The 14,354-nt window shown below is 62.5% G+C and carries 15 protein-coding genes; 8 read left to right on the top strand and 7 right to left on the bottom strand.

Going from position 1 to position 14,354, the window contains the following annotated elements; translation table 11 throughout:
• The first annotated feature begins 484 nt into the window (after nucleotides 1-484).
• On the top strand, nucleotides 485-1,477 hold the full coding sequence (locus MU551_RS03890) for a LamG domain-containing protein (RefSeq protein WP_247040837.1): 993 nt from the start codon (nucleotides 485-487) through the stop codon (nucleotides 1,475-1,477).
• A 64-nt stretch (nucleotides 1,478-1,541) separates the two neighbouring features.
• On the opposite strand, the gene MU551_RS03885 is transcribed toward MU551_RS03890, so the two are convergent.
• Nucleotides 1,542-1,712: a hypothetical protein gene (locus MU551_RS03885; RefSeq protein WP_247040836.1), complete on the bottom strand. Its 171-nt coding sequence runs from the start codon at nucleotides 1,710-1,712 to the stop codon at nucleotides 1,542-1,544.
• 4 nt (nucleotides 1,713-1,716) lie between these two features.
• A complete protein-coding gene (locus MU551_RS03880) occupies nucleotides 1,717-2,805 on the bottom strand; it encodes a glycosyltransferase family 2 protein (protein ID WP_247040835.1) in 1,089 nt (362 codons plus the stop codon).
• Between the two features lie 372 nt (nucleotides 2,806-3,177).
• Between MU551_RS03880 and MU551_RS03875 the strand changes: the two genes are divergently transcribed.
• The 7 genes from MU551_RS03875 to MU551_RS03845 all read left to right on the top strand — a co-directional run bounded on the left by MU551_RS03875 (nucleotide 3,178) and on the right by MU551_RS03845 (nucleotide 9,785).
• The gene (locus MU551_RS03875; protein ID WP_247040834.1) at nucleotides 3,178-3,537 is read left to right on the top strand and encodes a hypothetical protein; all 360 of its coding nucleotides are present in this window, start codon (nucleotides 3,178-3,180) and stop codon (nucleotides 3,535-3,537) included.
• Nucleotides 3,538-3,585: 48 nt separating this feature from the next.
• Complete coding sequence (locus MU551_RS03870; protein ID WP_372489784.1) at nucleotides 3,586-5,202, top strand: HNH endonuclease; 1,617 nt, start codon at nucleotides 3,586-3,588, stop codon at nucleotides 5,200-5,202.
• A 74-nt stretch (nucleotides 5,203-5,276) separates the two neighbouring features.
• Entirely contained in the window at nucleotides 5,277-6,104 is an 828-nt protein-coding gene (locus tag MU551_RS03865) for a class I SAM-dependent methyltransferase (protein ID WP_247040833.1), read from the top strand.
• A gap of 127 nt (nucleotides 6,105-6,231) precedes the next feature.
• A complete protein-coding gene (locus tag MU551_RS03860; RefSeq protein WP_247040832.1) occupies nucleotides 6,232-6,507 on the top strand; it encodes a hypothetical protein in 276 nt (91 codons plus the stop codon).
• 145 nt (nucleotides 6,508-6,652) lie between these two features.
• On the top strand, nucleotides 6,653-7,321 hold the full coding sequence (locus MU551_RS03855; RefSeq protein ID WP_247040831.1) for a response regulator transcription factor: 669 nt from the start codon (nucleotides 6,653-6,655) through the stop codon (nucleotides 7,319-7,321).
• Nucleotides 7,318-8,772: a HAMP domain-containing sensor histidine kinase gene (locus tag MU551_RS03850; protein WP_247040830.1), complete on the top strand. Its 1,455-nt coding sequence runs from the start codon at nucleotides 7,318-7,320 to the stop codon at nucleotides 8,770-8,772. Before MU551_RS03855 ends, MU551_RS03850 begins: the two co-directional genes overlap by 4 nt.
• Complete coding sequence (locus MU551_RS03845) at nucleotides 8,769-9,785, top strand: TAXI family TRAP transporter solute-binding subunit (RefSeq protein ID WP_247040829.1); 1,017 nt, start codon at nucleotides 8,769-8,771, stop codon at nucleotides 9,783-9,785. Before MU551_RS03850 ends, MU551_RS03845 begins: the two co-directional genes overlap by 4 nt.
• Here the strand turns inward: MU551_RS03845 and MU551_RS03840 are convergent.
• From MU551_RS03840 to MU551_RS03820, 5 genes are read right to left on the bottom strand one after another with little or no spacing between them, the layout of a single operon-like run.
• Nucleotides 9,721-10,686 (bottom strand): SMP-30/gluconolactonase/LRE family protein, encoded by a 966-nt coding sequence (locus MU551_RS03840; RefSeq protein WP_247040828.1) that lies wholly within the window; start codon nucleotides 10,684-10,686, stop codon nucleotides 9,721-9,723. The two genes, MU551_RS03845 and MU551_RS03840, sit on opposite strands and share 65 nt — an antisense overlap.
• A 12-nt stretch (nucleotides 10,687-10,698) precedes the next feature.
• The gene (locus tag MU551_RS03835) at nucleotides 10,699-11,670 is read right to left on the bottom strand and encodes a sugar kinase (protein WP_247040827.1); all 972 of its coding nucleotides are present in this window, start codon (nucleotides 11,668-11,670) and stop codon (nucleotides 10,699-10,701) included.
• Entirely contained in the window at nucleotides 11,658-12,335 is a 678-nt protein-coding gene (locus MU551_RS03830; RefSeq protein ID WP_247040826.1) for a bifunctional 4-hydroxy-2-oxoglutarate aldolase/2-dehydro-3-deoxy-phosphogluconate aldolase, read from the bottom strand. Before MU551_RS03830 ends, MU551_RS03835 begins: the two co-directional genes overlap by 13 nt.
• Before the next feature lie 4 nt (nucleotides 12,336-12,339).
• Nucleotides 12,340-13,185: an NAD-dependent epimerase/dehydratase family protein gene (locus MU551_RS03825; protein WP_247040825.1), complete on the bottom strand. Its 846-nt coding sequence runs from the start codon at nucleotides 13,183-13,185 to the stop codon at nucleotides 12,340-12,342.
• Between the two features lie 11 nt (nucleotides 13,186-13,196).
• A complete protein-coding gene (locus MU551_RS03820) occupies nucleotides 13,197-14,327 on the bottom strand; it encodes a mandelate racemase/muconate lactonizing enzyme family protein (protein WP_247040824.1) in 1,131 nt (376 codons plus the stop codon).
• Nucleotides 14,328-14,354: the final 27 nt, after the last annotated feature.

The following is a 14,354-nucleotide window of genomic DNA, read 5'->3' as shown; positions in this document are numbered from 1 at the left end:
TGGCCTCAGAGTTTCCGGGCGCGTGAGCCGCACGGAATTTACGATCCCAGGTTAGATAAGCCTGTTGCTCCACCGTGCAGCGCCGTCGGGCGCTTCATCCTTTGTCGGTGCAAAGATCGCTAAGGGACCGGAATTCCGTTGTCGGGATCGCTGGGGTGCAGAAATGAGCCTACACATGATAATGACTTTCTTGTCCGATCCAATCCAATCTTGAGTAGTTCTTGAGTTGTTGGTAAAACTTGTGCAACTCTTGAGCTAAATTGCCGCATCTCAATATATGTATTTGCTATTGCGTTTTCTGACTTAATTGATTGATGATCGTCTTGTGCTCGCTGGGGGCACGAGGCTGCTCGGGGGAGCACCAACGCAATAGGGGGCGTGCATGTCGTCATTTTTTAGGTCCCGTTTGTCCGGTCTCAGATCTTCGCGAGTTGTCAGACCGTTGGCCGTGGTCATGGTCTCCGGCCTTACTTTGCTTACCGCCGTGAGTTCTTCCCAAGCGGCGGACACAACCCCACTGTCTTCGGACCCCGGGCCAGCAGGAAGCTTCGCCTGGAAGGGCTTCAACTGGGAGAAGAGATTCTGGGGCGGCGCCCCGCAGTACAACAAACTGTTCAGTGCCAACAACGTCAGCAATCCCGACGTCAACGGCCACATCACCATGAGCCTGACGAATCCGACTGGCGCCGACCCGGTGGGCGCGGAATTCCAGTCCACACGTAAAGGCTTCGGCTACGGAACATACAGCACCACCGTGGAAAAGAACGTGAGCCTTCTCCAAAAGGAGGTCGTGTGGGGGTGCCTGTTCACTTACGATCCCCTTGCTGCGCCGGGCTACAACGAGATTGACCTTTGCGAAGCTTCTGCCTGGGGAGGCGGAGCAAGCTACGGCGAATCCTGGCCTGTAACCCAAGGCCACGGCTACTGGTTCGACGCAAGCAAGCCGCCCGGCCAAGGCAACAACACTGTGGTTTTTGATGTCACCAGCGATCCCGTCCTCACGCACAAAATGATCTGGGAGCCTGGCAAGCTGACCTTTGAAACCTACGCCGGCGAGGGATATGCGGGGCCGTTGTTGAAACGGACCATTCTCGAAGGAAGTACGGTCCCGAAGCCTGCCGAGGAACAAATCCACTTCAACCTGTGGGTGACGGGCGGCGGTGGAGGCGATCCTGCCCACGTCAAACCGGAGTCGGTGGTCATTCGGGACTTCTCGTTCACACCTGCAGCAGTGACACCCCTTCCGGTCTCGGCCATCACTTTGACTGCCGTGAACGCCAAGGTCAAAGGTGTCAACAACACCACGGTGCGATGGACCGGGGCCACAGGAACCGGCGTCACGCTCCTGGTAAACGGTGTCAGGAAAGCCGTGCCGAACACCGGGAGTTACATCAACAAGTTCAAAGGCAGTGTTACTACTACTTACCAACTCTGCGATACAGCTGGCTGCTCAAATATCGTGAGCATCCAGACTTAACAGGAAATCCCGGGGCGGAACGGCATTGAGGGGCCGCCCCGGGCACTCCTGCGGGAATTGCTGACTAGACAGCGTCTGATTTGGCTTTCACAGGAACAATGCGCTTGATCGCCGCACCCAGGGCAACCAGGGCAAATGCTGCCAGACCAAGCCACAGGATATCTCCGGCGCCGGTCAATGCCAGTGTTCCGGCGCCTACTCCTGCTGCTGCGGGGGCCGCTATGTTGTTATACATTTCTCTACCAAGCTTTCTTGTTGTTCAGGGCTGCATCTAAATAGGCCTTCGAGTGGACTACCTGCAGAAACAGGTCGATTACGAGTTCGTACATCGTTGCGGCGGCAAGCATGTATTTCCATCCCCTGAGCCGCACTGTTACTACACGTTCGATCACGAAGACACCGGTCACGGCGAGCCAGAAGGGGTGCAGGTGCAACCCGGATCCCGTGCCCAGTGCAAACGCGACCGTGCCAAAGTAAATAAGGGTCACCAGTACGCCGGCCATGGCCAGGAGTTGCCGCCCCCAATACGGCCGCGTGACCTTAGTCCAGCCATACTGGACGCAGTTCTCCACTGCTCCCCGCTTCCACCGAAGCCGTTGCCCCCAGAGTTCGCGCCAGGAAGGCATGATCTCCGTGACCAGGGTGCAGTCGGCCGGCGACTTAATCCGGTAGCCAAGCGTGAGCAACGCGAAGGAGAGTTCGTTGTCCTCGGTGAGCACGGTGGTGTCGTACACCCCACCCCGGCCATTGCCCGGAGGGAGAGTCCCATCCAACCTCGCCTCCACAACGTGTTCGAGGGTCAGCACCCGGAATAGCGCCGCCGTGCCAGTGACAACGAGGCATTTCCCGTTGAGCCGCCTGACGTCCCGTGCGTACCTGGCGTATTCGTTGCGCTGCAGATGACCGACAAACCCACCGCCGGTTGCACCGCTGAACACCCCGCCCACTGCGCCGAGGAAAGGATCCGCGAACAGGTGTCCGACGGCCCTTTCGATGAAGTCAGGGGAAAGCTGTGAGTCCGCGTCCTGCACCAGGATAAGGTCGTCCGGTGCCAAATCCGGAAGGACGCCCGCAAGCGCAAAGTTGAGGGCACCGGCTTTTTTGTCAGTGTTTCCCACAGTCCTGATCACTTCCGCTCCGTGAGCCAAGGCGATCGCCTCTGTGTCGTCAGTACAGTTGTCTGCTATAACAATTACCCTGTGAGGGACGCAGGTCTGGCCTGTCAGGGATTTTATGGTCTCCCCGATTCCAGCAGCCTCATTGTGCGCCGGAACCAGTACGGTAATTATCGAATTGCCCGCTGCCCGGTAGCGCCCGCCCCTAAGCATCAAATACAGGGATCGCGGCCTTCACGCATAATTCCACATGGCAATTTGCCCCAACACGCATGAATTCATCCCTATAGGTCTTTTTGGACACACATTTCGCCTGATTCTTGCAATGAAAACTCAAATCTCAGGAAGCAAATTGCCAAAATGAGATCATCTTCTACCAAACTAATTGAGCTCAATTTGCACAATTTATACGCAAGATAGCGACGTCGGAAAGTTCCGGCGTCGTCATCCTGGTTTGTTCTCCCAGACTTCACCCGGAAGGAACGCAGGAATGCTTTTTGCGCCGGGGATGCGGTGGCAGGACTTTCGGGGCTACGGTGTGCTTGGGGATGAGTCCCGTTTGGTAGCTAGACCAAAGGATGAGCAATGGGTGATGTGTGGCTCCGCACCATCAGCAACGGCTTGGTTCGGGCAGATAAGGTCACTGAAATTGGTTGTTCCCGTGGGTCCCTCCACGAGGAAATGGGATATTCAGTGAAGGTAGTCGCGGGTGGCAAGGCCCACCCCCTCATTGATGACAGCGACCTTCAGGGAACCTTGGCCGAAAGAATGGAACACGCGCGCCAGATGCTTGACGCCTTGCTCAAGGCCATGGATGCGGCAGGAAACGGCGGGCCATCCACGGTCATCAGCCATGAAGCCGCCAGCGGTCGTTGGAGGCTGACGCCGTCCTCCGAGCTTGCCACGGGTCTTGAAGTGCCGGGTGTTGAGCTACCGCGATCCTAGGCGTCGAAGTTCGGCTTAATTGTCGGTGGTCGCTGGAAGACTCTATCCATGGGGGAAATTCAGGGGTCGACGGCGGGACTCGCTTTAGCGGGCAGCCGCGGAGCCGCCGTGGGCGGCGTCTCTGTGGGGGACGTGCTGTCGGCCCTGGCATGTGTCCGTCCCTGCAGTGATGGCGCCGGACTGATCGGGCAGTTGCGTGAGCTGGAGGACCTGAAGTCCGCCGCCGCAGCACTGCAGGCCCGCATCGCCGTCGCGTTCGACGCCGACCAACGCCGCACCCAGCGGGAGGCTGGTTTACCCGCGGCCGAGCTCGGGAAGGGCGTGGGTGCGCAGATCGCCCTGGCCCGGCGCGAGTCACCCGCCCGCGGCTCCCGGCTCCTCGGACTGGCCAAAGCCCTCGCCACCGAAATGCCCCACACCCTCGCAGCCCTCCAGACCGGGCAACTCAACGAATGGCGCGCCACCCTCCTGGTCAGGGAAACAGCCTGCCTCACAGCCGCCGACCGGTGCACAGCCGATGAAGAACTCGCCGCAGACACCGGCGCGCTCTCCGGCCTCGGGGACCGCGGCCTCATCGCCGCCGCCCGCACCGCCGCCTACCGGATCGACCCCCGCTCCCTGGTCACCCGCGCCGCCAACGCCCACACCGACCGGCACGTCAGCCTCCGCCCCGCCCCCGACACCATGACCTACCTCACCGCCCTGCTCCCCGTCGCCGCAGGAGTCGCCGTCCACGCAGCCCTCACCCAACACGCCAACACCCTCCACACCACCGGCACCGGCCCCACGACCGACACCACGACCGACACCGGCGAGGAAATCCGTGTCGCGGACACCCGGTCCCGCGGGCAGATCATGGCCGACACCCTCGTCGAACGGATCACCGGAACCCCCGGCGGGATCACCGGCATCGAAATCCAACTCGTCATGACAGACCGCACCCTCCTCCACGGCCACCACGAACCCGCACGCCTGCCCGGCTACGGCATCATCCCCGCCCACTGGGCCCACAACACCATCAACCCCTGGCAGACGGGGCCCAGCCACAACACCAACACCCCCATCAACCCCAACAGTCTCAACACCAGACAGGTTCCGGAGACCACTCCCCCGGAAACCGACCCCAACGCAAACAAGCCCCTGAACGTGTGGGTACGCCGGCTCTACACCGCCCCCGGCACCGGCGATCTGATCGCGATGGACTCCCGCGCCCGGCTCTTCCCACCAAACCTTCGCCGCTTCATCCAGGCCCGGGACCACACCTGCCGCACCCCCTACTGCGACGCACCCATCCGCCACCTGGACCACATCACCCCCTGGCACCACAACGGCACCACCACCACAACCAACGGCCAAGGCCTCTGCGAAGCCTGCAACCACACCAAAGAAACCCCCGGCTGGACCACCCAAACCCACCCCCGGCCCACGACACACCACCGAACTTCACACCCCCACCGGCCACACCTACCACTCCACCGCCCCACCCCTCCCCGGCACAGCATTACCCGGCCCGCCCCAACGTGCTGCCCCGCAGCACGCTGCCCACCGCCCGATCAACCACCAACGCCGCGCACTCCTCCACAGCGCCAAAACACTCAAACGCGCCCGCTACAAAGAACCGGCGGCCGCATAGGTGGGTGTGAAATCCTTATCCCGAGTGGATAAGGCAGGACGGAATCAGGCAGGACGGAATCAGGCGGGGTGGAATGACGCTGGCGGCATAAGGCAGAGAGGAACTTATGGCTGATCGTACAGAAGGGGTCCGCGCCAAAAACTGGTCAGGAACAGCCGCTCCCTATTCGAGGAGCTTCGCACATCTCTGCGCAGGAACCATCACGCCACTGCTCGCTGCAGTTGGGGAAGCCATCGGCGGCCTCGACGGCAAAAACCTGCTGGATGTGGGCTGCGGTACTGGCGCCCTCGCGGGCCAGGCTTCCAGACTCGGCGCACGAGTCACCGCCGTCGACCCTGACCCGGAAATGCTCGACCTCGCACGTCGAACGGTACCCAGGGCCATCTTCAGCGCAGGGGGTGTCCCGGATCTTCCATTCGAGCAAGGGACCTTCCAGGCAGTGACCGCTAATTTCGTGGTGAACCACGTAGACGATCCACGCTCGGCGGCGACCGATCTCACACGAGTCTGCGCTCCTGGCGGGGCCGTCGGTGTGACAGTGTGGCCCTCAACCCCTTCGGCCATGAATGCGCTCTGGGCCGAGGTCATCACAGCGAGCGGGGCGCTTGCGCCGCCACCGGATCATCTGCCGGCTGACAAGGACTTCGAGCGGACAAGAGACGGACTCACTCAGCTGCTGACAGAAGCAGGCGTGAGCCATGTCCGGACAAGAGTCCTGTCCTGGGAATTCCGAATCCCTCCGGAGGATCTGTGGGCCGGACCGGCCGGCGGAGTGGCAGGAATCGGAAAGATCGTGAGCAGCCAGACCCCCTCAATGCAGGCCGCTATGAAAGGGCACTATGAAGGGCTCGTTTCCCCGCTTATGGACAACGGGGAAGTCGTGCTACCCGCTGAGTCCTTGATGGCTGTTGGTATCCGCGAGGCATTTACATGACCACGGGAGCGGGGCTACATTAATGCTCCGGCCGCAGGGCAGAATCGAGGCTGCCGGCGGTGATCGGGACCTGCAAGAGACCAGCGAAGAGGCTGTGCGGCTGGGGTGCAGCCGGTAAGGAAAAACCATGAGCCCCACTCCGAAACAGCCTGTGACCGACGACAGCATCAAGGTGCGCCAGGTCAGCCATTATCAGTTCACGTGGGTCGCCGGAGACGCCGGCAAACGTGGCACGTGGACGCTCCAGCTTGTGCTGGACGCCGGGGCCTGGGAGGAAGTCCTGACAATCGAAGCCGACGACGCCGACAACCTCCAGGATCTCCTGTCCACCGCCCATACCGTTTTCTATGACGTCAGCCGCCAGACCCTCATGTTTGGAACCACGAAAGTGGGCCACCACTAGGGTCTTGCCTCAACCCACGGCAACTGCTCAACCCCCGGAAAAGCAAGAGCACGACGGCGGGAACTCCCGCCGTCGTACTGTTGCGTGACGGGGACGCTACGATGTGGTCTGCACGTGCTCACCCGGCTGAAAAGGGATCCAGGCCATGGAATTACTCATCGTCGAGGATGACGACGCCATGGCGTCTGCCCTCGAAGCGGCCGTCGTCTCAGCCGGGCACAGGGCAACCAGGGTTTCCCGTGGAACAGACGCTTTGCTGGTCCACCGGACCTTCGACGTCATCCTCCTGGACCTGGGACTGCCGGACCTTGACGGACTCGACGTCCTGCGGAAGCTCCGCCAGGTGACCCGCTGTCCCATTCTGATCCTTACGGCGCGGGACGACGAGCGGAGCGTCGTTTTGGGTCTTCGGCTCGGGGCCGATGACTATCTGGTCAAACCGGTGAAACTCGTGGAGCTGCTGGCCAGAATCGAAGCTGTAACCAGGCGGGTCGCGTGGACGAACGGCACCCAGAGCCGCATCCTGGTGGTAGGAGAGCTCGACGTCGACCTCGACCGCCGCGTCGCCTCCGTCGGACCCCGCGTACTCGCTTTGACCGCCACAGAGTTTGACCTCCTCGCCCTGCTGGCCCAACATGCCGGATCGGTCGTCACGAGGGAGCAAATCCTCGACGTCCTCTGGGGTGACGCCTTTATGGCCTCCTCACGTTCCCTCGACGTCCATCTGACGGGCCTGCGGGCGAAGCTGGATCTACCGGGTTTCATCATCAATGTTCGCGGCGTGGGGTACCGGATCGAAACGGAACCCGCATGAGATTGCGCGTGCTTGGTGTCCTGAGCCTGCTGTCATTGCTCATGGTGATCGGCGTTTCTTACGCCCTGGTGACGTCTGCCAGCAGGGAGCTCACCCAGGAACTCCAGATCAACAGGGTCTCGTCGCTCAACCGCTTCGCCCAGCTCGCTTCCGACACCGCGCTGGACGACGACTTCACGAAGCTCCAGAGAGAAATGGACCGCTATTCCGAGCTCTACGACGAGGGCATTATCATCCGGCTCCAGGACAGGATGCTTCGATCCGGAGCCTTGGATGAGGACCGCCTGGATGTCCGCAATGCCGTGTCCAGTGCAAGCCTGAACCTGACCGATACAACCCTGCCACCCCTTCTGCCCTTTGAAAGCGGCTCCGACGTGATCTCGAGATCATTCGGGAGCGCCAATCAGGTCTTGGGTGAAGCCGTCCTAGAAGTAAATCAGGACGCTGCAAGGCAGAAGCTCCGCGAGCGCTGGCTTGCCGTCGGACTCGGAGCGGCAGCATTGGAGGCGGTCCTTCTCCTGTTGGCCAGCAGGGTAACAGGATGGGTACTGCGCCCGATCCATCGGCTGAACACCGCCGTACGGGAACTCGCCGCCACGGGGAAAACCAGTCAGCTACCGGAAGACGGCCCGCCGGAGCTGCGGGAACTGAGCCACTCCTTCACCACCATGGCGGAGACGGTCACGGAAAGCATCGAGTCCCAGCGCCAGCTCATTGCCGATACCTCGCACCAGTTGCGCAACCCGGTGGGAGCCCTCAGGCTGCGGATCGATCTGCTGGAGCTTGATCTGCGGAACAGCAAGGAGGGGGCAGCGGTGACCGGCGTGGTGGACGAGCTGGAACGAGTGGAAGAAATCCTCGACGGCGTCCTGAAACTAGCGGCGGCTGAACACCGGGCCTCTGAAGGGGTAGCCAGAAACACAATCGGCCAGGCTGCGCCCCACCTCGAAGCCCTCATTGATCCGTGCGTGGTGCTCCGGGAGGAAGTCGAAAGGGCAGGGCATGCGGCTCGACTGGCCGGTTGCCGGCTCGTTCTGGACACGCCGGAGACATCTGTTGAGCTCAAGTGCAATGCCACGGAATTGGCCGAAATGGTGGGCGAGCTTCTCAACAACGCCATCAAATATGCCCCCGGCGCACTAATCACCGCCCGCGTCCGTCTCCTCCCCCGGGGGCTGGTTATCGAAATAGCCGACGATGGGCCTGGCCTCTCGGAGGATGAAAGGACCGCCTCGCTGGGCCGGTTCTGGCGCTCTCCCCGGCACCGGCATCTCCGCGGCAACGGCCTGGGCATGACCATCGTGTCCCGGCTTGCAGGCGCCAACGGTGGGAGCCTGAGGCTATCGCAAGGGGATCCACGTGGCTTGGTAGCGAGCCTTGAATTTCCCTGGCGCTTGGAATTCCCACGGACGGATCCGCTGGACGGATCCGATGGACGGGTCAGCCCATGAGTAGCCCGGCGGGGAGCCAGCCCCCGCACGCAAATCTGCAGTTGTCGCGGCGTACCGTGCTCCGGGCCGGGGCGGCCCTGGGGCTGGCAGGGCTGAGCCTTCCGACCATCGGCGCTTGCCGTCCCGCGGAGAGCCCGGAGAATCTGACGGTGGCCGGCGGGGAGCCCGGCGGCTTCTACCTTGAATTTGCCACCTTGCTTGCGGAATCACTGCGGCGCCACGGCGTCGCACGCAATGCGGTCCCCATGACCACTGGAGGCAGCCTCGAAAACATCGCCCGCCTCCTGGCGGGGGAGGCAACGTTCGCCGTCGCGCTTGCAGATGCAACGGTAGAGACGTCGTCCGCAGAAGAAGGAGACACTGAGGCCGGGAGAATAGTGGCCCTCGGGAAGGTCTACGAGAACTATGTGCACTGCGTGGTGCGGCGGGACAGCGGCATCCTGACCCTGATGGATCTTGCCGGCAAGACGGAAGCCATCGGCGCGAAGGGATCCGGAACGGCCTTCACCGCCCACCGGATTATCCAGGCAGCGGGTCTTGGCGGCTCGTCGGGCAAGCCGCTGAAAGAGCTGACCCTGGGCCTCAACGCCGGGCTGACTGCACTCAAGGACGGTTCCGTCGATGCCATGCTGTGGTCAGGGGGAATACCTACTGCTGCCATCACCGCGGCCAACGGAGAACTCGGCCTCCGGTTCCTTGACCTCTCAAACCTCATCCCGGCCATGCGCAACCAATACGGTGCCTTTTACGATCGCGTCATCATCCCGGAGAACAGTTATGAGGGGACCCCTGCGATCGGGACTTTGGGGGTGGCGAACCTGCTCCTCTGCCGCCGCGATCTGGAGGACCAGACTGTGTCAAAAACCGTGGACCTGCTGGTTGGCCATGCACAGGAACTCATTCCCCGGTCCAGTCTCGGCGTGCAGTTCCTCAGCACGGAAACACTGATCAATACTGCAGGGGTGCCGCTTCATCCTGCTGCGGCTGCGAGCTACCGGCGCCTGCACGGCTGAGTCCGGTCAGGGAAGCGGGAAGCCTCGCCGGGGGTGTGGGCAGGCCGGCGATTCCGACGTCGGCGGCCAGTATCAACCCGTCAAAGGCGCCCGGATTCTGGAGGCCGATACCGGCGGTTGTGACAACAAGGGTGGTCAGGTCCTCCCCCGCAAAGCAGACACTGGTCGGTTGCTTTGCGGGGACATGGAGAATGCGGTCAAGGCTGCCGTCTGGCCTGTAACGGTGAATTCGTCCTGCGCCCCAGATGGCAACCCACAGGTGGTCTTCCGTGTCCGCGATCATTCCGTCAGGGCTCCCATCCGGGACCTGTGCGAATGCCTGCGGATTTCCGAGGTCGCCGCTGTGGTGGTCTACTTCGTAGCTTGTGATTGTGCCTGCCGCGCTGTCCGCCAAATACATCAAGGACCCATCGGCGGTGAAGGCTGGCCCGTTCGGAATGGTCAGGCCGGTAAGCACTGTGCTGATGGTTCCGTCGGTGTTGATCCGACGGAGGCATCCTGCGCCTGGGGCTGCGTCGAGGGCCATGATTCCGGCCCAGAACCTTCCGCTGGGGTCGCAGACAGCATCATTCATGCGGACAGGTTCCGGTGCCGGCAGAACCTGGTCTTCCAGCCAGGACACGTTGCCGCCGTCGAGGATCGCGAAGCCGTCCCGTGCCGCCGCCAGCAGTTTGGTGTCTGATCCAGCGATAGGGGCGACGGCTCCCAGCGAAACGGGGAGTTCTTGCAGAAGAACAGTCAGGTGGGGGTCGTTCAGGTCCACTTGCCACAGCTGCCCCCGCAGGATGTCGACGACGACGACCCGCCCGTCGGGCAGCAGGCGTGGGCCTTCTCCCAGCTCCAGCGGGATCCGGTTACAGACACGCCAGTCCGGGTGCTGGACTACGGGGTCTTGTGTCATGCGTGGGGCCTTTCAGCGGATTGCGGTGCCGTTCCCGGCGTCCAACAAGGCTAGTTCGGACATTGTGGGCAGCCCTTCCCAGTCACCCTCACTGGCTACTGCGAAAGCTCCGAGAGTGTTGGCAAGCCAGAGGCGTTCCTCCACAGTGCTCGCGGTGAGCAGTCCGGAGATGTAACCGGCGGTGAAAGCATCGCCTGCACCGATGCTGTCTACGGCGGTGACTGTTCTGGCTGGCGAATGAACGCTTCCTGCAGCGTTATGGAACCGCGCACCGTCTGCGCCCAGTTTCACCACCACCTCAGGGACTCCTTGATTGATCAAGGAGAGGGCTGCTGCTGAACTGTCGCCGGTGGCCGGCTGCTCCGCTGAGGGCTCTTCACCTGCACCGGAGAGGAGGGTCAGCTCGTCGTCTGAGCCGATGACGACGTGGACAAACGGGAGAAGCCTGCGAAGTGTTTCCCGGGCCAGCTCCTTGCTCCAGAGTTTTGCCCGGTAATTCACGTCGAAGGTGACCGTGGCCCCAGCCGCATGGGCAGCCGCTGCGGCCTGCTGAACGGCGTCCGCAGCAGTAAGGCCCAAGGCACAGGTGACTCCCGAGATATGCAGAATGCGTGGGACTTCGGCGAGGGCGGGCGTCACATCGGCGAAGCTAAGCATCGAGCCTGCCGAGTTCCGCCTGAAGTAGCTCACCTTGGTTAAGTCCGGCAGCCGCTGCTCAAAGATCAAGATTCCGGTCTGCCGGTCAGGGTCTGTGGTCACATAGTCCTGCTGGACGGATTCCGCACGGAGCGTGCGGCGGATCAGCTCCCCGCCGGCGTCGTCACCCACCCTTCCCGCCCACTGAACACTGTGGCCCAAGCGGGCCAGGGCGATGGCCACATTGGACTCAGCCCCGGCTATGGTGGCGGTGATGTTCGGGTTCAGGGCAAGGGATCGGCAGGCCCTCAGGGCGATCATGGTCTCGCCGAAGGTCAGGACATCCACAGCTGCCGGGCCTCCCGGGTTTCTCCGGATTCGCCCTGTGCGAGTCCGATGAAGGCCCGGGCGCGTTCTCCGAGTTCGGCCAGGCTTCCGCCGCGTGGAGCATCCCCGGTAAGCGGGCTCCCGGCTCCGACTGCGAGCGCTCCGGCCCGCAGGTAGTCCGTCACCGAGTCTCTGCCAACCCCGCCTACAGGGATAAAGCTGATATCGGGGAACGGATCCCTCAGCGCCTTCAGGTAGGCAGGACCGCCCACACTCGCCGGGAACAGTTTGACGGCTGTGGCTCCACCGCAGGCTGCCGCGTAAACTTCCGCGGGCGTCAGCGCGCCGACAAGTAAGGGAAGTCCGAGGTCCACGGCCGCTTGAGTGCTGGGGGCCAGACACGGCGTGACGATGAACTTCGCTCCGGCCTCGTGGACGTCATGGACCTGGCCTGCTGTAAGGACGGTGCCCGCGCCGATGATCGCCTGTCCTTCCGAGGCTTCGGCAATACGGCTGATCACCGCGAGTGCATCGTTGGTTGTCAGGGAGACCTCAAGGACATTTACCCCCGCCTGGATCAGGGCCAAGGCAGTGTTGACGCAGGCATCAGGGTTGGTTCCCCGGATGATAGCGAGAAGGCGGTTCTCCCGCAGAGTGGCCAGGAGGTTGGGACTCGCTTGCTCCATAGGGTCAATCCTCTGCCGGGTTGGGTTTGCGTGCTGGGGTGGGTTTGCGGCTGAACATCAGGCAGTGCTCGGCGGCCGGCTCCGGCTCGTTACTGGACACCGGATCGAGGATGGGGGCAGGGTCGGTTGACTCAAACCCCAGGTCCCTGATGGTTTCACTGAGATCCCATCTATCCAGGGCTCCCGAAGACAATCCGAAATAGGCTCCGTATCTGATGGGCACGGTTAGCGAGGCGTGAAGCAAGCGTGCGTAGTCTTCCGGGCCCAGCCATTGGGAGGCAAAGTTTGGGGTAGAAGGCGGAAATCCAGTCAGGCCCAGTCGAAGACACACCACGGTGATCGGCGTCCTTTCGGTCAGCAGCTCAAAGAGGTTTTCCGAGAAGACTTTGGCTGCGCCGTACTCACAACAAGGCCGCGGCGGCCAGTCACGGCGAATGGGATACTGTCCGCGACGGTGGTAAAGACCCATGGTGTGAATCGAGCTGGCAAACACAATCCGCTTCAATTGGTCTGAGCGGGAGGCCGCGGCCGCCAGCCCTGCCGAAAGCATTGCCCCGCCTTCGACGGCAGTCCGCGCGTCGATTCCCGGATAGGGATGCCCCGCCAGATGGACCACACAGTGCGCAGACTCAAGGGCAGCGTCCCAGGAACCGCTCTCGGTCAGGTCCAACGTAAGGCGTTCGACGTCGTCGCCCGCCTCCAGCGCGTCTCCCTCCGTCCAGTTCAGGTCAATCAACCGGAGCCGGTAGCGCCCGACGAGAGCGCGGGAGGTGAGTTTACCGACGTGCCCGGCGGCGCCGGTAACCACAACGAGAGGACGCGGTGCTCCTTCGTTTGCCCCTGAGACCATAAATTGCCCTTTCACCAATTGGTGAATGATCCATCGAGTCTACGCAGTTGCGGCATGGGCGGTGGCTGGATCTGGTGCGCCCTGGCAGCATCAAGATCCACTTCCAGTCCCAGGCCGGGCGCCTCGGGCCGGCGCATCCATTCCCCGTCCATGGTGGCTTGAACCGGAAATACGTCGTTGGCCTCGGTGCCCGGAAGCTGGTACTGCTCCTGGATGCCGAAAGTGGGCAGGGTCATGTTCAGATGGAGAGATGCCGCCGTCGCAATGGGCCCCAGCGGGTTGTGCGTGGCAGTGCGGATGTGGTGGGACTCGCACCAGCCGGCTATCTTCTTCGCCTCGGTGAAACCTCCCACGATGCAGATGTCGAACCGGGCATAGTCAATGAGGTCGTGCTCAATAAGCGGCCGGATTTCCCATTTGGACGCCGCCTGCTCCCCCGCGGCCAAGGGTACGGAGGTGCGTTGACGCAGGGTCCGGTAGATGTCCGGATTTTCCCAGCGCAGCGGATCCTCGATGAAGTACATATTGGCCCCCTCCAGCTCACGGCACAGGGTTGTGGCCTCGGGGAGTTCCAACCGGGTGTGAACATCCAGGATCAGCTCAAATTCGCTCCCGAGCTCGTCCCGCACAGCGGCCACTTCGGCCAGGGCATGGCGGGTAGCTGCGCGGGGTTCCAGCAGGTCGCCTTCGGAGGGTACGGAGAGCCGGCCAACGGTCCAACCCTGCTCGAAGGCCTTCCTGGCGTTGTCGATAAGTTCAGCGTGGTCCATGCCCCAGATATGCCGGTAGCACTTCACCCGGTCGCGGACTGCTCCCCCCAACAGCTCATAAACCGGGATCTCCAGGGCCTTGCCCTTCAAATCCCACAGGGCAATATCCACCGCCGAGATGGCCGAGGCGAGAACGCGGTCCGCCGGGTAGAAGCCGGACCGCGACATGACCTGCCACAGATGTTCCGTGCGGAAGGGGTCGTTGCCGATGAGAAGCGGCTTGAAGTGCTCCAAGGCTCCCCGGACGGCCAGCTGGCGTGAGCGAAGGCCCACTTCTCCGACGCCGAAGATTCCTTCGTCGGTGTGCACAACAACCATCATCAGGGCGCCGCCGTCGTCGATGGTGAGGACTTCGAGGTCCGTTATTTTCACGGGGTCAGGCCTTTCGTACAGGAGAAG

Source organism: Arthrobacter rhizosphaerae, from assembly GCF_023062595.1.
Taxonomy (GTDB): Bacteria; Actinomycetota; Actinomycetes; order Actinomycetales; family Micrococcaceae; genus Arthrobacter; species Arthrobacter rhizosphaerae.
This window is presented reverse-complemented; position numbering and strand designations above follow the sequence as displayed.